Raw genomic sequence first — 23,048 nt, 5'->3', positions numbered from 1 at the left:
AAATACGCCAGGTGGGCCAGCGCGGCAAGCCGCCTCAGCCGGCGGTCATCGCTTCCGCCGCCAGGCTTTCCGCCTCGATCAGCAGCGCGTCGTCGGCGCTGCGGCCGACCACGGATTCCCGACCGATCAGCACCAGCACCGGAACCGCGAGCGGCGATACGCGGGGCAGGGCGACGTGCAGCATCGTTTCCGCCGCGCGATCGATCAGCGCGCCGAGCCGGCCGACGTCGGTCATCCGCGCGCGGGCGTCATCCCAGGCGGCGCGCAGGAGCAGGTGATCCGGCTCATAGCGGCGCAGCACGTCGTAGATCAGGTCGGTGGAGAAGGTCACCTGCCGGCCGGTCTTGCGCTTGCCGGGAAACTGGCGTTCGACCAGCCCACCGATCACCGCCACCTCGCGGAACGCGCGCTTGAGCAACGCCGATTGCTGTACCCATTCGACGAACTCATGATCCAGTATCTCGGGCGAGAACAGTGCCGCCGGGTCAGAGATCGGTTCAAGTCCGTAAACCGCCAGCGCATAATCGTTGGCGACGAAACCGGCCGGTTTCAGCCCGGCCGCCTCCATTCGCCGGGTAAGCAGGAAGCCCAGCGACTGGTGGGCATTCCACCCTTCGAAGCTGTAGACGACCATGAACTGCCGTTCCTGATGCGGGAATGTTTCAACGAGCAACTCGCCGGGGCGGGGCAGGCGGGACCGGCGTTCCTGCACCTCCAGCCATTCGCGCACGTCGTCGGGGAAGCGCGGCCACTGGCTGCGGTCGAACAGCAGGCCGCGCACCCGCCGCGCCAGGTTGGTCGACAGCGGCATCCGCGCGCCGCCATAGGTCGGGATGCGCGCCGGCCGGCGGGTGGCGCGCACCACTAGATCGGTCGTGTCCATCCGCACCACTTCCAGGCTCAGCCCGGCGAAGAAGAACGTGTCGCCGGGCGTCAGCGTCGCGGCGAAGCCTTCTTCCACCGTGCCCAGCGCCCGCCCGTTGCCGAACCGGACGGTCAGGATCGGCGAATCGACGATCACTCCGGCGTTCAGCCGGTGCTGCTTGACGAAGTTCGGATGGCTGACCCGCCATAGGCCATCGGCGCCGCGGGTCAGCCGCCGGAACCGGTCATAGGCCTTCAGCGCGTAACCGCCGGTCGCGATGAAACCGAGCACCTGTTCGAAACTGTCGGCGTCCAGCGCCGAATAGGGCGTCGCGCTGCGGATTTCGTCGAGCAGCTCCGCTTCGGCGAACGGCGCCGCACAGGCGCACGCCATGATGTGCTGCGCCAGCACGTCGTGGCCGCCGGGGCGGAACGGATCCTGATCCAGCTCCCCCGCCTCAACCGCGTCGAGCGCGGCGCGCGCCTCCAGATATTCGAAGCGGTTGCCGGGGACGACCACCGCCTGCGACGGCTCGTCGAGCCGGTGGTTGGCCCGGCCGATCCGCTGGAGCAGCCGCGACGATCCCTTGGGCGCGCCCATCTGGACGACGCAGTCGACATCGCCCCAGTCGACGCCGAGGTCGAGGCTGGCGGTGGCGACCAGCCCGCGCAACTGCCCCGCCGCCATTGCCGCCTCGACCTTGCGCCGCGCCTCGCGCGACAGGCTGCCGTGGTGGATGCCGATCGGCAGCTTCTGCGCGTTCGCCGCCCACAGGTCCTGGAAGATCAGTTCGGCCAGACTGCGGGTGTTGCAGAAGACCAGCGTCGTCCGATGGGTCTCGATCTCCGCCATCACCTGCGCGACGGCATAGCGACCGGAATGACCGGCCCAGGGCACCCGCCCTTCGGGCAGCAGGATCGCGATGTCTGGATCCGCGCCCTTGTCGCCTTCGACCAGCGCCACCGAATCGATGTCGCCCCACGGCGCCAGCCAGGCGCGGTAGCCGTCCGGGTCGGCGACGGTGGCTGACAGCGCGACGCGGCGCAGGCCGGGCGCGATCCGCTGGAGGCGGGCGAGCGCGAGCGACAGCAGGTCGCCGCGCTTCTGGGTGGCGAAGGCGTGGACCTCGTCGATCACCACCGCGCGCAGCCCGGCGAACAGCATCGCCGCGTCGGGATAGGAGAGCAGCAGGCTGAGCGATTCGGGGGTGGTCAGCAACATGTGTGGCGGCCGGGCGCGCTGGCGTGCCTTGCGGTCGGACGGGGTGTCGCCGCTGCGGGTTTCGACCTGGATTGTCAGGCCCATCTCACCGATCGGGATGAGAAGGTTACGCTGGACGTCGACGGCGAGGGCCTTCAGCGGCGAGACGTAGAGGGTGTGGAGGCCGTCTGTAGGATTTTCGACCAGATCGACGAGGCTGGGCAGGAAGCCGGCGAGGGTCTTGCCCGCCCCGGTCGGCGCGACGAGCAGGGCGTGGCGGCCGGCGCGCGCCGCGTCCAACAGGGCAAGCTGATGCCGGCGTGGCTGCCAGCCGCGCGCGGCGAACCAGGCCGCGATCGGCGGCGGCAGGGCGGTCAACGACGGGGTTCCGGCATCTTCAGAGTCATCATCGCTGTTCAAACGCCGATCAAGCGGGTTAGATCAGTCCGCTATGGAAAGTCCCAACCCCTATCCGCGCGCGCTGGCGCATGGCGTGCTGGCTTTTGCCGCGCTTCTTTTCGCCACCCTTGTCTGGGGGGTGGTCGAGATGGTCCTGCTCCAGCCGGGACGGACGATGGTCTATTACGGCGATTCGGTCAGCCGTTTCTACGTGTGGGCCGGCGTCGTTCTGATCGGCCTGTTCGCCCGCCGCGCCGCCCGGCACATGCCGATGCGCCCGGCGCTGATCGCCGGCCTCGTTGTCGCCGGCGTCAGCATCGTGGCGGAACTGGCCGCCTTTCTCGTCATGCCGGACGCGGGCAACGACTGGCGCGCCGCGTCGCTCTCGATCGGCACCAAGCTGCTCGCCGGGCTGGTCGGCGGCTGGCTGTCCGGGCGCGCCCGGCCGGCGGCGCAGGCTGAGGAGATGGTGGCGGACGGCGGGCCGACGCCGGACTGATGGCGCGGCCCGGTCGCTGGATCGAGGCGCATCGCGACGGCCTCTACATCCCGGCGGCGGACCTGTGGATCGACCCGGCCACCCCGCGCCCGCGCGCGCTTGTCACCCACGGCCATGCCGACCATGCGCGCGGCGGCCACGGCGCCGTCTGGGCGACGCCGGAAACGCTGGCGATCATGGACGCGCGCTACGGGCCGCAGCCCGGCCACCCGCTGCCCTATGGCGAGACGGCGGCGTTCGGCCCGGTGACGGCGCGGCTGGCGCCGGCCGGCCATGTTCTCGGTTCCGCGCAGGCGGTGCTCGACCATGGCGGCGAGCGGGTTGTCGTTTCCGGCGACTATAAGCGGCGGCCGGACCCGACCTGCCCGCCGTTCGAGCCGGTTGCCTGCGACGTGTTCGTGACCGAGGCGACCTTTGCCCTGCCGGTGTTCCGCCATCCGCCGACCGGCGACGAGATCGACAAGCTGCTCGCCGCGCTCCACGCCAACCCGGACCGGTCGGTGCTGGTCGGCGCCTATGCGCTGGGCAAGGCGCAGCGGGTGATCGCCGAGTTGCGGGCGGTCGGCCATGAGGCGCCGATCTATATCCACGGCGCGCTGCAGCGGCTGTGCGACCTCTACCGCGACCACGGCGTCGCGCTCGGCACCCTGTTGCCGGCGAGCGAGACGCCGCGCGACGCGATGCGCGGCCATGTCGTGCTGTGCCCGCCATCGGCGTTGAATGACCGCTGGAGCCGCCGGCTGCCCGACCCGATCACCGCGATGGCCTCCGGCTGGATGCGGGTGCGCCAGCGGGCCCGCCAGCGCAATGTCGAGCTGCCGCTGATCATCAGCGACCATGCCGATTGGGACGAGCTGACCGCGACGCTGACCGAGATCGCGCCAAGAGAGGTGTGGATCACCCACGGCCGCGAGGACGCGCTGCTCCACTGGTGCGAGACCCGCCAGATCAAGGCGCGGGCGCTGGAGCTGATCGGCTATGAAGACGAGGCGGATTAGGCGGCGGCAGGCCGCGCTAAACGAAATATCAACCACGTCCGGCGCAGGTGGGCGTACCCGCAACGCGGCAGAGGGATGCCAGGCGTGGCGACATCGTTTCCAGACAGGATGAGGGACGGTCGATGGGCGCGGGCGCGCCTGTCGTCCTGGCCGATGCTGCTTGCGCTGACCGTAATCGCCATCGCCATCCAGTTGTCCGGCGTGCCCAACCACGACGTCGCGTGGATACTGACCAGCGCCGGGCGCCTGCTGGACGGCGGGCGGTTCGGGCGCGACATCGTCGACGTCAATCCGCCGCTGGCATGGTGGCTGCTGACGGTGCCCGTCGCGTTGGCCGATGGCGGCGGCTGGCCCCGATACCCGGTCTTCGTCGCGTGCGTTGCCGCACTGACGCTGGCGAGCGTGCGTCTGACCGAAGTGACGTTGCGCCATGGCGGCGACGGGGCGGGCGGACGCGGGGTGGTGCTGGCCGCCGCCGCGGTGATGCTATTCGCCCCCGGCTACGATTACGGCCAGCGCGAGCATCTGCTGCTGATCACCGCCGTGCCGTATTGCATGGCGGCGGCGGCCGCCAGCCGCGCGCGGCCGATCCCGCCGGGCCTGAGCCTTGCCGTCGGCCTGTTCGCGGCGATAGGGTTTTGTCTGAAGCCGTATTTTCTGATCATCCCCGCCGCGCTGGCGGTGTGGGTCTCGCTGCGCAACCGGAAGCTGTTGGCATGCCTGCGGGTTGAAACGCTGGTTCTGGGCGGCGTCGGCTGCCTGTATGGCGCGGCCGTTATGCTCTGGGCGCCGGCCTATCTGGGCAGTGTCGTGCCCGAAGCCGTTGCCGGTTACTGGGCGTATGACGAATCCGCGGCGCGGCTGTGGCGCGGCGCGCTGTCGACGCTGCTGCCGATGGGCTGCGCGCTGGCGGTGCTGATCCGGGCGCATCGGGGGCGGCCGATGCCGTTGGCGGCGCAGGCGATGATTGTCGCATTTATGGCCGCCGGTGCGGCGGCGCTGCTGCAGCACAAGGGCTGGTATTATCACTTCCTGCCGGCGCTGGGGTTTGGCGTGGTCGGCTGTGTCGCGCTGTTCCGGCCACGCGGCGGACCGGTGCCGATGGCCGCGCTCGGCCTGGCGTTGATCGCCGGCTTTGGGGCGGCGACAGCCTATCCGACCCTGGCGCGGACCGCCAACGGCATGGTGACCCATGTTGATGCCCTGGCGGCGCTGTTCGCGGAAAAGGCGCGCGGCGGCACTGTCTTCGCTTTCACGACGTCACCCCGTGATATCCACCCGGCGTTGCTGCTGGCTGGCGTGGGCTGGGACGCGGATGCCTGTTGCATGCAGCAATTGCCGGCGCTGGTGCGCGCCGGGGAACAGGCGGCCGGGCGCCGCGCCGATCAGGCGCGCGCGGCAGGGCTGCGCCAGTTGGCGACGGTGCTTCACCGGCTGAACGACCGCCCGCCGGTGCTGATTCTGGTCGACGAGCGGCCGAATAAGCCGGGGTTCGGCGAAACAGCGTTCGACTATCTGCGCTTCCTTGCCGCGCAGCCCGGTTACCCGGCGCTGTTCGCCCGCTACCGCCCGGCCGGGGTGGTGGCCGGATTTCGCGTGTTCGAGCGGGCGGAATAGCGCCCGGTCCGCGCGGTTAGTGGCCCGCTTGCTCGCCGCGCTTCAGGCCCGATTTGGCGAGCTGGTCGTCGATCTGGGCGAGCAGGCGGTCGAGGCCGGCCTGGTCCTTCGCCTCGGCGCGGGCGACGAGGACGTCCTGGGTGTTGGAGGCGCGGAGCAGCCACCAGCCGTCCGGTGTGTTGACGCGGGCGCCGTCGGTGCGGTTGACGGCGACGCCGTCCGCCTCCAGCCGGTCGAGCACTTCGTCGACGACCGCGAACTTGCGGCTTTCGTCGACCTGGAAGCGCATTTCCGGCGTGTTGACCAGCGGCGGGATCGCGTCCTTCAACTCGGTCAGCGACTTGCCGGACTGGCGGACCGCGCCGATCAGCCGCACCGCCGCGTAGAGCGCGTCGTCGAAGCCGTAATAGTCCTGCGCGAAGAAGATGTGGCCGCTCATCTCGCCGGCGATCGGCGCGTTTTCTTCCTTCATCTTCGACTTGATCAGGCTGTGGCCGGTCTTCCACATCAGCGGCGTGCCGCCGAGTTCGGCGATGCGGTCGTAGAGCGCCTGGCTGGCCTTGACGTCGCCGATGACCGTCGCACCCGGTTCCGCGCGCAGCACCGGCTCGGCGAGGATGGCGAGAAGCTGGTCGCCCCACACCACCCGGCCCTTGCCGTCGACCGCGCCGATGCGGTCGCCGTCGCCGTCGAAGGCGATGCCGAAATCCAGCCCGTTGTCGGCGACCAGCTTCTTCAGGTCGGCGAGGTTCTTTTCCTCGGTCGGGTCGGGGTGGTGGTTGGGGAAGGCGGCGTCGACATCGGTGTAGAGCGTGTGGTGTTCGCCGGGAAGCAGCTTGACCAGCTTCTCCAGCGCCGGGCCGGCGGCGCCATTGCCCGCGTCCCAGCCGATGCGGTAGGCGCCGCCGGCATAGCCGGCGGTCAGCCGTTCGACATACTGGTCGAGGATCGCGAATTCGCCGACCGTGCCGCGCGTCTCGGCATCGTCCCAATCGCCCTCCGCCGCCATGCGGCCGAGGATCTGGATGTCTTCCCCGAAGAAGGGCCGGTGCTGGAACACCATCTTGAAGCCGTTATAGTCGGCCGGGTTGTGGCTGCCGGTGATCATGATGCCGCCGTCGACCTCCAGCACCGCTTCGGCGTAATAGAGCATCGGTGTCGGCCCCAGCCCGACGCGGACGACGTCGACGCCGCTTTGCGTCAGCCCGTCGACCAGCGCCTTTTCGAGCACCGGCGATGAGGCGCGGCCGTCATAGCCGACGGCGACGCGGGTGCCGCCGGCGCGGCGCAGCAGGGTGGCGAAGCCGCGCCCGATCGCCAGCGCGTCCGCCGTGCCGAGCGTCTGGCCGACGATTCCGCGGATGTCATATTCGCGCAGCGAGGTCGGGTGGAAAATATGCGACATGGAAACTCCCTCGGGCGTTCAGGACAGGGGCTGGCGGCGGCGTGCCGCCTCCGCCAATAACAGATCGCGGGCGATATTGGTCCGCCGCGCCAGTTCGGCGCTGCCGCCGGCATCGGGGTGGACGCGGGCGATGATCCGGCGGTGGGCGGCGCGGATCGCGTCCGCATCGGCGCCTTCATCGAGGCCGAGCAGCGAGCGCGCCTCGGCCAGCGGCATCGGCGCGCGGCGCGCCGGGGTGCGCAGCCACGCCCACAGCAGCGCCGCGAAGATCGCGATCGCGATCAGTTTCAGCATCAGGCCGCGGCCGCCCTCGCCGTTTCGGGGAGCTGCAGGCCGGCGACCAGTTCGCGCAGTTCCTGCCGGGCGGCGACGTGGCTCATCCCGACATCCTTCAATGCGGCGATGTCGAGCAGGGTCAGCCCGCTGGGGAACAGTTCGCGGTAGATGACGCGTTCGCCAAGGCCGGGGATCAGGCGGAAGCCGACCCGTTTCGACAACTGGCCGAGCGCATCGCCGACCCGGCGCATGTTGCGCGCCTCGATATGCTGGAGGCGGTTGCGCAGCACCACCCAGTCGATTGTCGCGCCGTCCGCCTTGGCGCGGGCCTTGCGCGCGTCCCAGATCAGTTCGGAATAGAAGCTGGGCCGGCTGACCTTGAAGCTTTCCGGATCGACCTGACCGATCAGGTCGAAATCGACGAAGCTGTCGTTCATCGGCGTGACCAGCGTGTTGGCGCGGGTGGCGGCGTGGCGGGCGACCGGATCGTCGCGGCCGGGCGTGTCGATCACCACGAAATCGGCGCCGTCCGCCACCGCCGCCAGTGCCGCCTCGAACCCGTCGGGATCGGTCGCGTCGCAGGTGGCATAGACCGGCTGGGGCAGGGCGATGCCCCGCCGCTTCATCGTTTCCGCCCGGTTGTCGAGATAGCGGCCGAGGGTGCGTTGCCGGTGGTCGAGGTCGAGCGCGGCGACCCGCGCGCCACGCGCGGCGAGGCCGACCGCGACGTGCACCGCCGTCGTCGATTTGCCGGTCCCGCCCTTCTCGTTGGCGAAGACGATGATGTGCCTGCCCGCCGAAGCCATGTCCGTTGCCAGCGCCTTTTGCTTGATACTGTGCCCCGCGCCCCGTTAAAGGGCGCTTCCCCCGCCTTATCGGAGCCCTCGTCGCCGTGCAAACGATCCGTCAGCTTGCGCCCCTTCGCAAGGCGATCGCCGCCTTGCGTGCCGAGGGGACGGTGGCGTTGGTGCCGACGATGGGCGCGCTGCATGCCGGGCATATGGCGCTGATCGCCGAGGCGAAGGTGCATGCCCGCCACGTCGTCGTCTCGATCTTCGTCAACCCGACGCAGTTCGGGCCGGGCGAGGACCTGGCGACCTATCCGCGCCGTCCGACCGCCGATTCCAACATGTTGCGCGAGGCCGGCGTGTCGCTGCTGTGGATGCCGGAAGCGGCGACGGTGTACCCGGCCGGATTTGCGACCACCGTGTCGGTTTCTGGCGTGACCGAGGCGATGGACGGCGCCGCCCGGCCCGGCCATTTCGACGGCGTCGCCACCGTCGTCACCAAGCTGTTCAACCAGGTGCGGCCCGACATCGCGCTGTTCGGCGAGAAGGATTACCAGCAGCTGGCGGTGATCCGCCGGATGGCGGCCGACCTCGACACCGGGATCAAGGTGATCGGCGTGGTGACCCAGCGCGATGCCGACGGCGTCGCCCTGTCATCGCGCAACGCCTATCTGACCGAGGAAAACCGCGTGAAGGCCCGCGCCCTGCCGCGCGCGCTGGGCGAGGCGGCGATGACCATCGAGAAGGGCGGCGACCCGGCCGAGGCGATCGCCCATGCCCGCGCCGCGATAGAGCGGGCCGGGTTCGAGGCGATCGATTATCTCGACCTGCGCGATGCCGAGACGCTGACCGCCGACCCGGCGCCGGACCGGCCGGCGCGGCTGCTGGTCGCGGCGCGGATCGACGGAACGAGGCTGATCGACAACCTGCCGGTCGCGCCGCGCGGCTGATTGCCCGCCCCGGTGAAGGGGCGGGCGGATCAGCGACGGATCAGCGTTCGACGCAGAGGGCGATGCCCATGCCGCCGCCGATGCACAATGTCGCCAGCCCCTTCTTCGCATCGCGCTTCTGCATCTCGTAGAGCAGGGTGATGAGGACGCGGGCGCCGCTGGCGCCGATCGGGTGGCCGATGGCGATCGCGCCGCCATTGACGTTCACCTTGTCCGGGTCCCAGCCCATGTCCTTGCCGACCGACAGCGCCTGCGCGGCGAACGCCTCGTTCGCCTCGATCAGGTCGAGGTCGCCGACGCTCCAGCCGGCCTTTTCCAGCGCGCGGCGAGACGCCGGCACCGGGCCGATGCCCATGATCGCCGGGTCGACGCCGGCCGAGGCCCAGCTGGCGATGCGGGCGAGCACGGGCGTGCCGCGCCGCGCCGCTTCCCCGGCGGTGGTGACGACCAGCGCCGCCGCGCCGTCGTTCAGGCCGCTGGCGTTGGCGGCGGTGACGGTCCCGTCCTTCTTGAACGCCGGGCGCAGGCCGGCAATGCCGTCCACCGTCACGCCGTCGCGGATATATTCGTCGTCGGCGACCACTGTCTCGCCCTTGCGGGTCTTGAGCGTCACCGGCGCGATTTCGTCCCGGAACCGGCCGCTGGCGCGGGCGGCGGAGGCGAGGTTCTGCGAGCGGACGGCGAACACGTCCTGCATCTCGCGGCTGATCTGGTACTTCTCCGCCAGATTTTCGGCGGTGATGCCCATGTGATAGCCGTTGAACACGTCGGTCAGGCCGTCCTTGATCATCGTGTCGACCAGTTCGACCGAGCCCATCTTGGTGCCGCCGCGCAACTGCTGGGCGTGGGTCGACAGCGACATGCTTTCCTGCCCGCCGGCGACGACGATCAGCGAATCGCCGGTCGCCACCGCCTGTGCCGCCAGCGCGATGGCGCGCAGGCCGGAGCCGCAGACCTGATTGACGCCCCAGGCCGGCACTTCCTTTGGCACGCCGGCGGCCATCGCCGCCTGCCGCGCCGGGTTCTGGCCCTGCGCCGCGGTCAGCACCTGGCCGAGGATCACTTCCGACACGTCCTCGCCGCCGATTCCGGCCTGGGCGAGCGCCGCTTCGATCGCGACACGGCCGAGTTCGTGCGCCGGGGTCGCGGCGAACGCGCCGAGGAAGCTGCCGACCGGCGTGCGCTTGGCGGCGGTGATGACGATATCGGACATGGGTGACGACTCCTCAGGAATTTCTTCGCACTTGCAATATCAGGCGGAGGCGGCACGCGAAAGCCATGCGGCCAGCGGCTGCCATAGCTGCTGGCGCGCACGGCCGCCGACGACCATGCCGACATGGCCGGCACCGAGGCTGATCCGTTCGGGCAGGCCCACCGCCGACGCCGCCGGCACGATCCTGTCGCTGGTCGAGATAACCTCGATCGCCGGGCAGGCGAGCGCCGCCGGATCGACGACGCGGCCGCCGACCGCCCAGCCGCCGCTGCCCGGCCGGTCGGCGGCGACGAAATCCGTCATAAGTTCGTGCCCGGCAGCGTAGGTCAGCGGCGCGCCGGCATTGGCCCAATCCTCGACCGCGATGAAATTCCGCGCTGCGGCACTGGCCGGGTCGAGCCGGCCGAACGCCTCATACTTGCCGATCGTCCGGCCGGGATCGAGCCGCCAGAAGCCGGTTTGCAGCACCTCCATCGGCACCAGCCCCATCGCCTTTGCCGGCGGTTCCGCCCGCGCCCACAGCGCGGCGATGTCAGCGCGCGCAGCGTCGCCGAAGCCGGTGAAGCGGAACGGTGCGGCGATCAGCGCCAGCGCACGCAGCGGCCGCAGCATTGCCGCGGCCAGCGCCATCGTCCCGCCGAGGCAGTAGCCGGCGACGAGCGGCGGTTCGCCGAGCGCATCGATCAGCGGCAGCAGCAGGGTTTCGACGTGACCGGCGACCGACAGTGCCGCCTCGCCCGGCGCTGGACTGCCCCAGTCGAGCAGCAACGGGCGGAAGCCCTGCGTTGCCAGCCAGCCGGCGAAGCCATGCTGTTCGCCCAGCGCGAGAATGGCCGGCGGGTTGATCAGCGACGGGACGAGCAGCAGCGGCGGCCCATTGCCGCCAAAGCCGAGCAGGCGCGCGCGCCCGGCCGAGGCGACGACCGGCGGCGGCGTAGGCGGGGTGGGGCGGGGCGCCTGCTGATAGGCGGCAAGCCCGGCCAGCGCCGCCGCCCGCCGTTCCGGCGATGCTGCGGTTTCGGCGCGCAGCAAGGCAAGGAACAGCGGCAACGGGCGTGGGCCATGTTGCGACGCGGTATCGATTGATGCTAGGCGGGTCGCTTCACCATTACGGGGCAGCGTCATGGCCAAAACTCGTTCGGGCGATTCGGGCGTCGTCATTGTCAAGAAATACGCCAACCGCCGGCTCTACAACACCGAGACGTCGAGCTATATCACGCTGGAGCATCTGGCGGCGATGACCCGCGAGGGCCGCGAGTTCAAGGTCGTCGACGCGAAGACCGACGAGGACATCACCCATAGCGTCCTGACCCAGATCATCATGGACGAGGAAGCGCGTGGCGAGACGATGCTGCCGGTCAATTTCCTGCGCCAGCTGATCGCGATGTACGGCGATTCGATGCAGGCGATGGTGCCGCAATATCTGGAAGCGTCGATGGAGGCGTTTCGCCGCAACCAGGCGCAGTTCCAGGATGCGATGAAGGGCGCCTTCGCCGGCGGCCCGTTCGCCGAGATCGCGCGGCGCAACATGGAAATGTTCGAGGCGGCCGCCGACGCGTTCAAGACCGGCGCCAAGCCCGGCCGCGCCGCCCCGGCCGAGCAGCCGGGCGCGCAGGACGACGAGATCGCCGCGCTGAAGGCGCAGCTTGCCGCGTTGCAGGCGAAGGTCGAAAAACTCTGACAGTCCGCCACCCTCTCGCCAACGGCGAGGGGCGTTAACCGCTGGCGGGTTTTCTCACCGGGCTATCCGGGACCTTGCGCGGTCTCATGGATTGCTTGCAGGGACGGTGGGGGCGTGCCCGCAACGCGAAACGGCCGGCGGGTCGCCCCGCCGGCCGTTTGCGCCCGCAACAGCGGGTGGGATCAGGCAACCGCCTTTTCGGCGAGAATCTCTTCGTCCGGATCGCGCAGGACATAGCCGCGGCCCCAGACCGTTTCGATGTAGTTGTCGCCGCTGCACGCGAGGCTGAGCTTCTTGCGCAGCTTGCAGATGAACACGTCGATGATCTTCAGTTCCGGCTCGTCCATGCCGCCGTAGAGATGATTGAGGAACATCTCCTTGGTCAGCGTCGTGCCCTTACGGAGCGACAGCAGCTCCAGCATCGCATATTCCTTGCCGGTCAGGTGGACGCGGCTGCCGTCGACCTCGACGGTCTTGGCGTCGAGATTGACCGCCAGCTTGCCGGTGCGGATGACCGACTGGCTATGGCCCTTGGAACGGCGGACGACGGCGTGGATGCGCGCAACCAGTTCGTCGCGGTGGAACGGCTTGGTGACGTAATCGTCGGCACCGAAGCCGAAGGAGCGAACCTTAGAATCCATCTCGCTGACGCCGGACAGGATCAGCACCGGTGTCTGCACCTTGGCGGTCCGCAGCTTTTTCAGCACGTCATAGCCGTGCATGTCCGGCAGGTTCAGGTCCAGCAGGATGATGTCGTAGTCATACAGTTTGCCGAGGTCGAGGCCCTCCTCGCCCAGGTCGGTCGTATAGACGTTGAGGCCCTCGGTCGTCAGCATGAGCTCGATCGCCTTGGCGGTCGTCGGCTCGTCTTCGATCAGCAACACTCGCATCAGGTCGTCCCCCGTTACGGCGCGACGGCGATCCCGCCCCACTGCCCGCGGATAAAACATTAACCATTCGGGATGTGAACGACAAACCTTAATATGGCGTTAAGAACAACGGCCGGAATTTCTGGCCAGACCCGCATTTCACCTATTTATGGTGTGAACCGCGCCGGCTTGCCTTTCCAGAAATTAGCAATGATAAATTGTGCGTTAGGGAGATGCGGATGCAGATAATCGCGGCGGATGGCGCGACTTGATGGGGAGGGAATTCATGTCACTCGACGAATATAATCGGCACGCCACCTTGGGCCCGCTGGCCGGACCCGCCACTTCGGCGGCGGCGTCCGCCGGGCAAAGCGCTTATGAGGCCAGTCACGCCCGCCCGCAGTCCTGGGCGCCGGCCGGCTCTGTTTCGCATGGACCGCGCCCAGAGCGGCCGCGCTGGATGCGACGGAATCCATTGTCACGGGGCATCGCGATTGTGCTGGTGGCGCAGGCCGCCTTTATCGCGATATCGATGATGACGCGCCCCGGCTCGCCCGTGGCGGACCTTCTGTCGCTGGGCTGCATTGTCATGTCCGTGATCGGCGTCATCGGGATTGTGGTTGGCGTCAAGGATCGGGTGCGCGGGCGCAAATCCGGCGGCGGCGAACAAGCCGCCGCGTCATCGGGCGACCCGTCCGGGGAAGCAGCCGCAGTTCCTGACCCGGAATAGCCGCGGACGCTGCACCGGCTGAGCGTGGGCGACGGCAGATAAGCAGTCGATCAGCGCGGGCAGTCGGCAAGCGCCGTCATCAGATGGTCGATCAGCACGGTAACCCGCGCCGGGCGCAATATGCCGGGCGGGGTTATCAGGTGCAGCGCGACCGGCGGAAAACGCCAGTCGGTCAGGATCGGTTCCAGCGCGCCGCTGGCGATGTCGGCGCCGACGATGAATTCGGGCAGCACCGCGATGCCCAGCCCGGCGCGCAACGCGGGGAGCAGGGCGTCGCCGCTGTTGGCGACCAGCGGGCCGGTGGGCCTGACCGCCACTTCCGCCCCGCCCGGCCCGGTGAACCGCCACAGGCCCGGCGTCGGCAACAGAGAATAGCCGAGGCAGGCATGTTCGCCCAGTTCGGCCGGGTGGCGCGGGTGGCCGCGCCGGGCGAGATAGGCGGGGGCGGCGACGATATGGGCGGCGACGCTGCCGACCCGGCGGGCGCGCAGCGAACTGTCCGGCAGGCTGGCGATGCGCAGGGCGATGTCGATCCCTTCCGCGACCAGATCGACCTTTGCGTCGCTGAGCTTCAGGTCGACGGTGATCGCCGGGTAGCGGCAGAGGAAGGTCGCCAGCGCCGGCGCCACCCGTTGCAGGCCGAAGGTCATCGGCGCGGCGAGGGTGACGCGGCCGCCGGGCGCCGATGCATCGTCGCGCGCCGCTTCCTCCGCCGCCTGCGCTTCGCCCAGCATCGCCTGCGCGCGCGGGGCGAGGGTGCGTCCCGCCTCCGTCAGCGTCAGCATGCGCGAGGTTCGGTGGAACAGCTGGGCGCCGAGCGCGGTTTCGAGCCGGGTGACCGCTTTCGACACTGTGGCTTTGGACAGGCCGAGCGTCTGGGCGGCGGCGGTGAAGCTGCGCTGTTCGACGACGGTGGCGAAGATCGCCCAGGCTTCGAGATCGGGAAGGCGCATAATCAGAAACGATCCGTTTCCAATGTTTCTATTTTCGTTGCGATAATGCGGCCTATCTTGATCGCAAGCAAGCGGGGATCGCAGCCCCGCCAAGGAGACCGACGATGATCGAGAAACGCAGCTTCGACAGCCTCGGCCATGCCGACCATGGCTGGCTGAACGCCCGGCATCATTTTTCCTTCGCGGATTATTACGACCCGGCCCGGATGGGCTGGGGCAAGATCCGCGTGTGGAACGACGACGAGATCGCCCCGAACAGCGGCTTTCCCGCCCACCCGCACCGCGACATGGAGATCATCACCTATGTCCGGTCCGGCGCGATCACCCACAAGGACAGCATGGGCAATGAAGGCCGCACCGCCGCCGGCGACGTGCAGGTGATGAGCGCCGGCACCGGCGTGCGCCATGCCGAGTATAATCTGGAGGCGGAGACGACGACGATCTTCCAGATCTGGATCGAGCCGAAGCGGCTGGGCGGCGCGCCGAGCTGGGGCGCCAAGCCGTTCCCCAGGGGCGACCGTGCCGGGCAGTTCGTGACGCTGGCCAGCGGCTTTGCCGATGACATCGCCGATGACATCGCCGATGGCGGTGCGCTGCCGATCCGCGCCGATGCGCGGGTAATGGGCGCGACGCTGAAGGCGGGCGAGACGCTGGACTATGCGGTGGGCGAGGGACGGCATGCCTATCTCGTCCCGGCGACCGGCGGCGTCAGCGTCAACGGCGAAAGGCTGGCGGCGCGCGACGGCGCCGCGATCGGCGGCGGCCAGACGGTGACGATCACCGCCGACGCCGACAGCGAACTGGTGCTGGTCGACGCCGAATAAATGTTGCCCCCGGCCCCGCGCGCCTCCCCCCTTTTCCCGGCGCGCGGGGCCACCCCTTTTCTATTCTTTCAAGCAGGAGTTCAGGTGATGGCGAAGGTGTTGGTGCTCTATTATTCCGCCTACGGGCATATCGAGGCGATGGCGGAGGCGGTTGCCGAAGGCGCGCGGGCGGCAGGCGCCACCGTCGACATCAGGCGGGTGCCGGAAACCGTGCCGGAGGAGATCGCGCGCGGCGCCCATTTCAAGCTGGATCAGGCGGCGCCGGTCGCCAAGATCGCCGACCTTGCCGATTACGACGCGATCGTCGTCGGCACCGGCACCCGTTTCGGCCGCATTTCGTCGCAGATGGCGGCGTTTCTCGATCAGGCCGGCGGACTGTGGCAGTCGGGCGTGCTGCACGGCAAGGTCGGCGCCGCCTTCACCGCCAGCGCCACCCAGCATGGCGGGCAGGAAACGACGCTGTTCTCGATCATCACCAACCTGCTGCATTTCGGCATGACCATCGTCGGCCTCGACTACGGCTTCCCGCAGCAGATGGGCCATGACCATGTGATCGGCGGCGCCCCGTATGGCGCGACGACGATCGCCGGTGGCGACGGCAGCCGCCAGCCGCACCCGGATGAACTGGCCGGTGCCCGTTATCTGGGCAAGCGGGTGGCGAATACGGCGGCCAAGCTGACCGCCTGACCCACGGTCATTCCCGCCCGGCCGGACAATCCGGCCGGGCGGGGCTTTCGCTTTGTCGCCGGCGGGGCCATATGCCGGCAATGCTAAGCGACCATGTCCTGTTCATCGACGGCGAGGCGATCGTCATCGACAAGCCTGCCGGCCTGCCGGTCGACCGACCGCGCGACGGATCGCTCAGCCTGGAGAATCACCTGGCCGGGCTGACCTTTGGCTTTCACCGGTGGCCGGTTGCCGTCCACCGGCTCGACCGCGACACCAGCGGTTGTTTGCTGCTTGCCCGCAACGCCAAGGCGCACAAACGCTTTGCCCAGACGTTCGAGGCCGGGCTGGTCGAGAAACATTATCTGGCCGTGGTCGAAGGCGTGCCGGAGGCGGAGAGCGGCGTCATCGATCTGGCGCTGTCGAAGATCAGCAGCCGCGAGGCCGGCTGGCGGATGATCCCTGCCAAGAAGGGCAAGGCCGCCGTCACCCGTTGGACCCGGCTGGCGGAACGGGGCGGACGGGCGCTGATCCGCTTCGTTCCGGAAACCGGGCGGACCCACCAGCTGCGCGTTCATGCGGCATCGGGCCTTGGCATGCCGATCGTCGGCGACCCGGTTTACGGCAAGGGCGGTAGCGCGATGCTGCTCCATGCCAGTCATATCCGCCTGCCGCGCGACCCGAAGCCACCGGTCGAGGCAAGTGCGCCATTGCCCGAACGGTTCCGTCTGGCCGGGTTCGATGCCTGAAGCATTTGTCCTGCCGGAAGACGCGATCGAGGAGCGGTTCATCACCGCGTCCGGCCCCGGCGGGCAGAATGTCAACAAGGTGGCGACGGCGGCGCAACTGCGCCTCGACGTCTATGCGTTGCGCCTGCACCCGGCGGTGTTCGCGCGACTGAAGGTGCTGGCCGGTAGCCGCTGGACCCAGGACGGCGCGATCGTCGTCACCGCCCGCGTCCACCGTACCCAGGAAGCGAATCGGGCCGAGGCGCGGGCGCGGCTGGCGGCACTGGTCGAAAAGGCGCATGTCGCCCCGGTGCGGCGGGTCAAGACCCGGCCGGGCAAGTCGGCGCGGGAAAAGCGGCTGGAAGGCAAGGCGATCCGTGCCGCGGTGAAAAAGGGGCGCGGGCGGATCACCCTCGACTGACAGGACGGGTTATGCATCATTTCGACATCGACAGCGCGGCGCCCAAAGCGGCGCTGTATCGCGAGATCGCCGGGGCGCTTGACGCGCTGACCGCCGACGAGCCGGACGCGGTCGCCAACATGGCCAACGCCGCCGCGCTGCTGTGGGAATATCTGCCCGGCATCAACTGGGCCGGGTTCTACCGCCTTGTTGGTGACGCGCTGGTGCTCGGGCCGTTTCAGGGCAAGGTCGCCTGCATCCGCATCCCGATGGGTCAGGGCGTGTGCGGCACCGCCGCCGCCGCCCGCGCGACCCAGCTTGTCGCGGACGTCAACGCCTTTCCCGGCCATATCGCCTGTGATTCGGCATCGGCGAGCGAACTGGTCGTGCCGATCGTCCATGCCGGGCGGCTGATCGGCGTGCTCGACATCGACGCACCGACGCCCGGCCGGTTCGACGCGGAAGACGCCGCCGGTTGCGAGGCGCTGGTCGCGCTGCTCGCGCCGCGGCTGGCCCGGAACGGGACGGCCTGAGCCGCGCAAGCGCGTGGAGCGGGCGGTAGGGGCTAGCTGAGGCGGTCGATCGCGTCGCTGTCGAGCGAGCCGGGGATGATCATCACCGGGCAGGGCAGGCTACCCGCCGCGACGCCGGTGAAGTGGGTGACCAGCGGCCCCGGCCCGCCGGTTGCCGCCGCGCCGAGGACGAGCGCGGCGATGTCGGGGTTGGCGGCCAGCATCTCACGCGCCAGCTTGATCGGGTCGCCCTGCCGCACGGTGATGGACGGGCGGATGCCGGATTCGGCGAGCAGGGTGCCGGCGGCGCCGGTGACCAGCGCCTCGGCGCGCAGCCGCGCCTCTTCCTCTATCGTCGCCTGCACGTCACCCCACTGGACGAATTCAGGCTTGGGCAGCAGCGCCAGTATCTGCACGCCGCCGCCGGTTTTGGCCGCGCGGCGGGCGGCGAAACGCAGCGCGCTTTCCGACTCGGTCGTTTCGTCGATCACCACCAGATAGGTGCGCATGCGTTTTCGTCGTCCCCCTTCCGGTGGAAACCGCCCGGCGGCGCGAAGGTGAAGCATGACGGCGGCGCGCGCAAGCCATGGTCTTGACCGTTTTCCGGGCTTGGTCGAGAGAGGGCGCCAGTTCCGCTGCCCATGACGATAATGAGGATGTGCCTGCCCATGCCGATCGAACTGAAGATGCCGGCCCTGTCACCGACGATGGAGGAAGGCACGCTCGCCAAATGGCTGGTCAAGGAAGGCGACACCGTTCAGGCGGGCGACCTGATCGCCGAGATCGAGACCGACAAGGCGACGATGGAGTTCGAGGCGGTTGACGAAGGGACCATCGCGAAGCTGCTGGTTGCCGAGGGCACCGACAATGTGAAGGTCGGCACCGTGATCGCGGTCATTGCCGGCGAGGGCGAGGACGCGGCGGCGGCCCCGGCGGCGAAGCCGGTCCCGGAAGCCAAGGCCGAAGCGCCCGCGCCGGAAACGAAGGTTGAAGCACCGAAGCCGGCCCCGGCCGCTGCGCCTGCTGCTCAGGCCGCGCCCGGCGACCGGGTCAAGGCCAGCCCGCTTGCCCGGCGGCTGGCCGAGGCCGGCGGCGTCGACATTGCCGCCCTGACCGGCACCGGCCCCGGCGGGCGCATCGTCAAGGCCGACGTTGTCGCGGCGAGCGGCGGCGGTGCCGCGCCGGCGGCCGTGCCCGCCGCTGCGCCCGCCCCCGCCGCTGCCGCGCCCACACCGGCGGCCGCGCCGGCGCCGGTCGACACCGATATTCCGCACGAGGCGATCAAGCTGTCCAACATGCGCAAGACGATCGCGCGGCGGCTGACCGAATCGAAGCAGCAGGTGCCGCATTATTACCTGACGATGGACTGCAACCTGGACGCGTTGCTCGCGCTGCGCGGCGAGCTGAACGCCAGCCTGCGCAGCCGGGAGATCAAGCTGTCGGTCAACGACCTGCTGATCAAGGCGCTGGCGGTGGCGCTGGAGCGGGTGCCCGACGCCAATGTCAGCTTCGCCGGCGACACGCTGCTGCGCTATAGCCGTGCCGACATATCGATGGCGGTGGCGATCGACGGCGGGCTGATCACCCCGGTGATCCGCGACGCCGGTGCCAAGGCGCTGTCGAAGATCGCGGCGGAGGCGAAGGACCTGGCGGCGCGCGCCCGCGACGGCAAGCTGAAGCCGGAGGAATATCAGGGCGGCACCGCGTCGATCTCCAACCTCGGCATGTTCGGGATCAAGCAGTTCGACGCGGTGATCAACCCGCCGCAGGGGATGATTCTGGCGGTCGGCGCCGGCGAGAAGCGGCCCTATGTCGTCGACGACGCGCTGGCGGTGGCGACGGTGATGACCGCGACCGGCAGTTTCGACCATCGCGCGATCGACGGCGCGGTCGGCGCCCGGCTGATGCAGGCGTTCAAGGAACTGGTCGAACAGCCGCTGGGTCTGGTGGCGTAGGCGCCGCCGGCGGGGGCGGACGGGCATTTTGAAGGAAGCGTATCTTGGCTGACACTTACGACCTTATCGTCCTCGGTTCCGGCCCCGGCGGCTATGTCGCGGCGATCCGCGCCAGCCAGCTCGGCCTGAAATGCGCCATCGTCGAGCGCGAGCGGCTGGGCGGCATCTGCCTCAACTGGGGCTGCATTCCGACCAAGGCGCTGCTACGCTCGTCCGAAATCTATCACTACATGGCCCATGCCGCCGATTACGGGCTGACCGCGACGGCGGGATTCGACCTCGGCAGGATCGTCCAGCGCAGCCGCAAGGTCGCCGATCAGCTGAACATGGGCGTCAAGGGCCTGATGAAGAAGCACAAGGTCACCGTCTACGAAGCCGTCGGCGCGCTGGCCGGCAAGGGCGCGCTGACCGTGACGCAGGGCGACAAGACGGTGGAGCTGCGGGCAAAGAACATCATCGTCGCCACCGGCGCCCGCGCGCGGGAGCTGCCGTTTGCTAAGGCGGACGGCAAGCGGATCTGGACCTATCGCCACGCGATGGTGCCGGACGAGATGCCGACGAAGCTGCTGGTCATCGGTTCCGGCGCGATCGGCGTCGAATTCGCGTCCTTCTACAACGACCTTGGCGCTGAGGTGACGATTGTCGAGATGCTCGACCGCGTCCTGCCGGTCGAGGATGCGGAGGTGTCCGACTTTGTCGCCAAGGCGCTCAAGAAGCAGGGGATGACGATCCACACCGGCACCGGCGTCCAGTCGCTGGCCGCGACCGCCAAGGGCGTGACCGCCGAGATAAAGGGCAAGGACGGCAAGGTCGAAAAGGCCGAGTTCAGCCACGCGATCGTCGCGATCGGTATCGTCCCCAATGTCGAGGGCATCGGGCTGGACACAGCCGGGGTGCGGCAGGCGAAGAACGGCCATATCGAGATCGACGGCTATTGCCGCACGTCGGCCGAGGGCATCTACGCGATCGGCGACGTCTGCGGCGCGCCGTGGCTGGCGCACAAGGCGATGCACGAGGCGGTGATCGCCGCCGAGACGATTGCCGGTAAGGCGGGCGTTCACCCGATCGCGCCGGGCAGCGTGCCCGGCTGCACCTATGCGCGGCCGCAGGTCGCTTCCGTCGGGCTGACCGAGGCGAAGGCCAGGGAAAGCGGACGGGCGATCAAGGTCGGCAAATTCCCGTTCATCGGTAACGGCAAGGCGATCGCGCTGGGCGAGGCGGACGGTTTTACCAAGACGGTCTTCGACGCCGAGACCGGCGAACTGCTCGGTGCGCACATGGTCGGGCCGGAAGTGACCGAGTTGATCCAGGGCTTCACCATCGCCCGCCAGCTGGAGACGACCGAGGCGGAGCTGATGGCGACGATCTTCCCGCACCCGACGCTGAGCGAGACGATGCACGAGAGCGTGCTCAGCGCCTATGGTGGCGCGCTGCATATCTGAACGCGAGCCGGGGAGAGGCGCGCCGGCAATCGCGCCCTGAAACGCCTTTCCCGTGCGGAGCATCCGTCATCGCGAGGCGCACAGCGCCGTGGCGATCCGGCCCCGGCCCATGGATTGCCGCGCCCCTGCGCGACTCGCAATGCCCGTCATTCCGGCGAAAGCCGGACTCTCCTTTGCCGTGGGGGGGCGGGGGAGATCCCGGCTTGCGCCGGGATGACGGGGCGATCGGTCAGCCGGAATAATACATGTCGTATTCGACCGGGCTGGGCGTGGTTTCCCAGCGGACGACTTCCTCGCGCTTCAGGGCGATGTAGGAATCGATCTGTTCCCTGGCGAACACGTCGCCTTTCAGCAGGAAGTCGTAATCCGCCTCAAGGCTGTCGAGCGCCTCGCGCAGGCTGCCGCACACCGTCGGCACGTCGGCCAGTTCCTCCGGCGGCAGGTCGTAGAGATTCTTGTCCATCGCCTCGCCGGGATGGATGCGGTTCTGGATGCCGTCGAGCCCGGCCATCAGCAGCGCCGCATAGGCGAGATAGGGGTTAGCGAGCGGATCGGGGAAGCGGAACTCGACGCGCTTCGCCTTGGCGCCGGCGCCGTAGGGGATGCGGCACGACGCGGAACGGTTGCGGCTGGAATAAGCGAGCAGCACCGGTGCTTCATACCCCGGCACCAGCCGCTTGTAGCTGTTGGTCGACGGGTTGGTGAAGGCGTTCAGCGCCTTGGCGTGCTTGACCACGCCGCCGATGAAATAGAGGCAGGTTTCCGACAGGCCGCCATAGCCGTTGCCGGCGAACAGCGGCTTGCCCTTTTCCCAGATCGACATGTGGGTGTGCATGCCCGACCCGTTGTCGTCGCGGATCGGCTTGGGCATGAACGTCGCCGTCTTGCCATAGGCATGGGCGACCATGTGGACGACGTATTTGTAGACCTGCATCCGGTCGGCGGTTTCGACCAGCGTGCCGAAGGTCAGGCCCAGCTCATGCTGCGCGGCGGCGACTTCGTGGTGGTGCTTGTCGCAGGGCAGGCCCATTTCGAGCATGGTCGAAACCATCTCGCCGCGGATGTCGACGGCGCTGTCGACCGGTGCGACCGGGAAATAGCCGCCCTTGACGCGGGGCCGGTGGGCGAGGTTGCCGCCGTCATATTCGCGGCCACTGTTGCCGGGCAGCTCTACGTCGTCGATCTTGTAATAGCTGGTTGCGTAGCCGGTTTCGAAGCGGACGTCGTCGAACATGAAGAATTCGGCTTCCGGGCCGACATAGATGGTGTCGCCGATGCCGGTCGCGCCGAGATAGGCCTCCGCCCGCTTGGCGGTGGAACGCGGATCACGGGCATAGAGTTCGCCGGTCGACGGCTCGACCACGTCGCAGATCAGGATCAGCGTCGGCGTCGCGGTGAATGGATCGGTATAAACCGCGTCCAGATCCGGCTTCAGAATCATGTCGGATTCGTTGATCGCCTTCCAGCCGCCGATCGACGAGCCGTCGAACATCAGCCCGTCGGTCAGTTCATCCTCGCCGATCACGCCCGACACCATGGTCAGGTGGTGCCATTTGCCGCGCGGGTCGGTGAACCGCAGATCGATCCACTCGATCTCCTCGTCCTTGATCCGCTTCAACAGGTGTGCGGCCGTATTCGCCATGCGTTTCAGTCCTTGCAGCAGGGTGTTGGGGTCAAAGGGCTTCGGAATCGCGCTCGCCGGTGCGGATGCGCAGCGCGGTTTCGACGGGGAGGACGAAGATCTTGCCGTCGCCGATCCGCCCGGTCTGGGCGGCGGCGGCGATTGCTTCCACCACCCGCGGTGCCAGCGCGTCATCGACGACGACCTCCAGCTTCACCTTTGGCAGGAAGTCGACGACATATTCGGCGCCGCGATACAGTTCGGTATGGCCCTTCTGGCGGCCGAAGCCCTTGGCCTCGGTCACGGTGATGCCGGATACGCCGACATCGTGCAGCGCCTCCTTCACCTCGTCGAGCTTGAACGGCTTGATGATCGCTTCGATCTTCTTCACGTCTGATCCCCGGCTCACGCGCGCATGCTGCAACTGCTTCCAGTCAGCCTGTTTCAATAAGCGTGC

The 23,048-nt window shown here is 68.7% G+C and carries 24 protein-coding genes; 13 read left to right on the top strand and 11 right to left on the bottom strand.

Annotated features, from left to right (window positions below; all coding sequences use genetic code 11):
- Positions 1–34 precede the first annotated feature (34 nt).
- Complete coding sequence (locus tag ACMT1E_RS11840; RefSeq protein WP_414900464.1) at positions 35–2,443, bottom strand: ligase-associated DNA damage response DEXH box helicase; 2,409 nt, start codon at positions 2,441–2,443, stop codon at positions 35–37.
- Between the two features lie 73 nt (positions 2,444–2,516).
- Here ACMT1E_RS11840 and ACMT1E_RS11835 point away from each other — a divergent pair, with 73 nt between their 5' ends.
- The 3 genes from ACMT1E_RS11835 (at position 2,517) to ACMT1E_RS11825 (ending at position 5,578) form a co-directional block, all read left to right on the top strand.
- The gene (locus tag ACMT1E_RS11835; protein ID WP_414900462.1) at positions 2,517–2,963 is read left to right on the top strand and encodes a hypothetical protein; all 447 of its coding nucleotides are present in this window, start codon (positions 2,517–2,519) and stop codon (positions 2,961–2,963) included.
- Complete coding sequence (locus ACMT1E_RS11830; RefSeq protein ID WP_414900460.1) at positions 2,963–3,961, top strand: ligase-associated DNA damage response exonuclease; 999 nt, start codon at positions 2,963–2,965, stop codon at positions 3,959–3,961. Before ACMT1E_RS11835 ends, ACMT1E_RS11830 begins: the two co-directional genes overlap by 1 nt.
- A 108-nt stretch (positions 3,962–4,069) precedes the next feature.
- Positions 4,070–5,578: a hypothetical protein gene (locus ACMT1E_RS11825; RefSeq protein WP_414900458.1), complete on the top strand. Its 1,509-nt coding sequence runs from the start codon at positions 4,070–4,072 to the stop codon at positions 5,576–5,578.
- Between the two features lie 16 nt (positions 5,579–5,594).
- Here the strand turns inward: ACMT1E_RS11825 and pgmG are convergent, their stop codons facing one another.
- Genes pgmG through ACMT1E_RS11810 form a run of 3 tightly spaced genes read right to left on the bottom strand, consistent with a single transcriptional unit; the run spans position 5,595 to position 8,065 of the window.
- A complete protein-coding gene (pgmG, locus tag ACMT1E_RS11820) occupies positions 5,595–6,983 on the bottom strand; it encodes a phosphoglucomutase/phosphomannomutase PgmG (protein WP_414900456.1) in 1,389 nt (462 codons plus the stop codon).
- Between the two features lie 18 nt (positions 6,984–7,001).
- The gene (locus ACMT1E_RS11815) at positions 7,002–7,277 is read right to left on the bottom strand and encodes a J domain-containing protein (protein WP_414900454.1); all 276 of its coding nucleotides are present in this window, start codon (positions 7,275–7,277) and stop codon (positions 7,002–7,004) included.
- On the bottom strand, positions 7,277–8,065 hold the full coding sequence (locus tag ACMT1E_RS11810) for a division plane positioning ATPase MipZ (protein WP_136163288.1): 789 nt from the start codon (positions 8,063–8,065) through the stop codon (positions 7,277–7,279). The genes ACMT1E_RS11815 and ACMT1E_RS11810 overlap by 1 nt, the downstream gene beginning before the upstream one ends.
- Positions 8,066–8,151: 86 nt before the next feature.
- On the opposite strand from ACMT1E_RS11810, the gene panC reads away from it, so the two are divergent.
- Positions 8,152–8,997, top strand: a complete 846-nt coding sequence (gene panC, locus ACMT1E_RS11805) for a pantoate--beta-alanine ligase (RefSeq protein WP_414900452.1) — start codon at positions 8,152–8,154, stop codon at positions 8,995–8,997.
- 40 nt (positions 8,998–9,037) lie between these two features.
- Here panC and ACMT1E_RS11800 read toward each other — a convergent pair whose 3' ends face one another.
- Both ACMT1E_RS11800 and ACMT1E_RS11795 read right to left on the bottom strand, forming a co-directional pair.
- Complete coding sequence (locus ACMT1E_RS11800; protein WP_414900450.1) at positions 9,038–10,210, bottom strand: acetyl-CoA C-acetyltransferase; 1,173 nt, start codon at positions 10,208–10,210, stop codon at positions 9,038–9,040.
- Positions 10,211–10,249: 39 nt separating this feature from the next.
- Positions 10,250–11,335 (bottom strand): alpha/beta hydrolase, encoded by a 1,086-nt coding sequence (locus ACMT1E_RS11795; RefSeq protein ID WP_414900448.1) that lies wholly within the window; start codon positions 11,333–11,335, stop codon positions 10,250–10,252.
- Between ACMT1E_RS11795 and phaR the strand changes: the two genes are divergently transcribed.
- On the top strand, positions 11,334–11,891 hold the full coding sequence (phaR, locus tag ACMT1E_RS11790; protein WP_414900446.1) for a polyhydroxyalkanoate synthesis repressor PhaR: 558 nt from the start codon (positions 11,334–11,336) through the stop codon (positions 11,889–11,891). The genes ACMT1E_RS11795 and phaR overlap by 2 nt on opposite strands.
- Before the next feature lie 182 nt (positions 11,892–12,073).
- Here the strand turns inward: phaR and ctrA are convergent, their stop codons facing one another.
- Positions 12,074–12,781 carry a response regulator transcription factor CtrA gene (gene ctrA, locus ACMT1E_RS11785; RefSeq protein ID WP_414900444.1) on the bottom strand — a complete coding sequence of 236 codons (708 nt, stop codon included), beginning with the start codon at positions 12,779–12,781 and terminating at the stop codon, positions 12,074–12,076.
- Between the two features lie 265 nt (positions 12,782–13,046).
- Between ctrA and ACMT1E_RS11780 the strand changes: the two genes are divergently transcribed.
- Positions 13,047–13,490, top strand: coding sequence for a hypothetical protein (locus ACMT1E_RS11780; protein ID WP_414900442.1), 444 nt, complete (start codon positions 13,047–13,049; stop codon positions 13,488–13,490).
- Between the two features lie 50 nt (positions 13,491–13,540).
- On the opposite strand, the gene ACMT1E_RS11775 is transcribed toward ACMT1E_RS11780, so the two are convergent.
- Positions 13,541–14,443: a LysR family transcriptional regulator gene (locus tag ACMT1E_RS11775; RefSeq protein ID WP_414900440.1), complete on the bottom strand. Its 903-nt coding sequence runs from the start codon at positions 14,441–14,443 to the stop codon at positions 13,541–13,543.
- 104 nt (positions 14,444–14,547) lie between these two features.
- Here ACMT1E_RS11775 and ACMT1E_RS11770 point away from each other — a divergent pair, with 104 nt between their 5' ends.
- From ACMT1E_RS11770 to ACMT1E_RS11750, 5 genes are all read left to right on the top strand, one after another.
- A complete protein-coding gene (locus tag ACMT1E_RS11770; RefSeq protein ID WP_414900437.1) occupies positions 14,548–15,267 on the top strand; it encodes a pirin family protein in 720 nt (239 codons plus the stop codon).
- Between the two features lie 87 nt (positions 15,268–15,354).
- Positions 15,355–15,954 (top strand): NAD(P)H:quinone oxidoreductase, encoded by a 600-nt coding sequence (gene wrbA, locus ACMT1E_RS11765; protein ID WP_414900435.1) that lies wholly within the window; start codon positions 15,355–15,357, stop codon positions 15,952–15,954.
- Between the two features lie 80 nt (positions 15,955–16,034).
- Positions 16,035–16,682, top strand: a complete 648-nt coding sequence (locus ACMT1E_RS11760; protein WP_414903410.1) for an RluA family pseudouridine synthase — start codon at positions 16,035–16,037, stop codon at positions 16,680–16,682.
- Complete coding sequence (gene arfB / locus ACMT1E_RS11755; protein ID WP_414900433.1) at positions 16,675–17,082, top strand: alternative ribosome rescue aminoacyl-tRNA hydrolase ArfB; 408 nt, start codon at positions 16,675–16,677, stop codon at positions 17,080–17,082. Before ACMT1E_RS11760 ends, arfB begins: the two co-directional genes overlap by 8 nt.
- An 11-nt stretch (positions 17,083–17,093) precedes the next feature.
- Positions 17,094–17,594 carry a GAF domain-containing protein gene (locus ACMT1E_RS11750; protein ID WP_414900431.1) on the top strand — a complete coding sequence of 167 codons (501 nt, stop codon included), beginning with the start codon at positions 17,094–17,096 and terminating at the stop codon, positions 17,592–17,594.
- Between the two features lie 32 nt (positions 17,595–17,626).
- Here ACMT1E_RS11750 and ACMT1E_RS11745 read toward each other — a convergent pair whose 3' ends face one another.
- Positions 17,627–18,082, bottom strand: a complete 456-nt coding sequence (locus ACMT1E_RS11745) for a universal stress protein (protein ID WP_414900429.1) — start codon at positions 18,080–18,082, stop codon at positions 17,627–17,629.
- A gap of 159 nt (positions 18,083–18,241) precedes the next feature.
- Between ACMT1E_RS11745 and ACMT1E_RS11740 the strand changes: the two genes are divergently transcribed.
- Both ACMT1E_RS11740 and lpdA read left to right on the top strand, forming a co-directional pair.
- Entirely contained in the window at positions 18,242–19,528 is a 1,287-nt protein-coding gene (locus ACMT1E_RS11740) for a pyruvate dehydrogenase complex dihydrolipoamide acetyltransferase (protein WP_414900427.1), read from the top strand.
- A 44-nt stretch (positions 19,529–19,572) separates the two neighbouring features.
- Positions 19,573–20,970 carry a dihydrolipoyl dehydrogenase gene (gene lpdA, locus ACMT1E_RS11735; RefSeq protein ID WP_414900425.1) on the top strand — a complete coding sequence of 466 codons (1,398 nt, stop codon included), beginning with the start codon at positions 19,573–19,575 and terminating at the stop codon, positions 20,968–20,970.
- A 229-nt stretch (positions 20,971–21,199) separates the two neighbouring features.
- Here lpdA and glnA read toward each other — a convergent pair whose 3' ends face one another.
- A complete protein-coding gene (glnA, locus tag ACMT1E_RS11730; protein ID WP_414900423.1) occupies positions 21,200–22,612 on the bottom strand; it encodes a type I glutamate--ammonia ligase in 1,413 nt (470 codons plus the stop codon).
- Positions 22,613–22,643: 31 nt separating this feature from the next.
- A complete protein-coding gene (locus ACMT1E_RS11725) occupies positions 22,644–22,982 on the bottom strand; it encodes a P-II family nitrogen regulator (RefSeq protein WP_136162271.1) in 339 nt (112 codons plus the stop codon).
- Positions 22,983–23,048: the final 66 nt, after the last annotated feature.

The organism is Sphingomonas flavalba, assembly GCF_047553045.1.
GTDB classification, from domain to species: Bacteria; Pseudomonadota; Alphaproteobacteria; order Sphingomonadales; family Sphingomonadaceae; genus Sphingomonas_L; species Sphingomonas_L flavalba_A.
The sequence above is the reverse complement of the archived record's forward strand: the minus strand, read 5'-3'. Positions and strand labels throughout refer to the sequence as shown.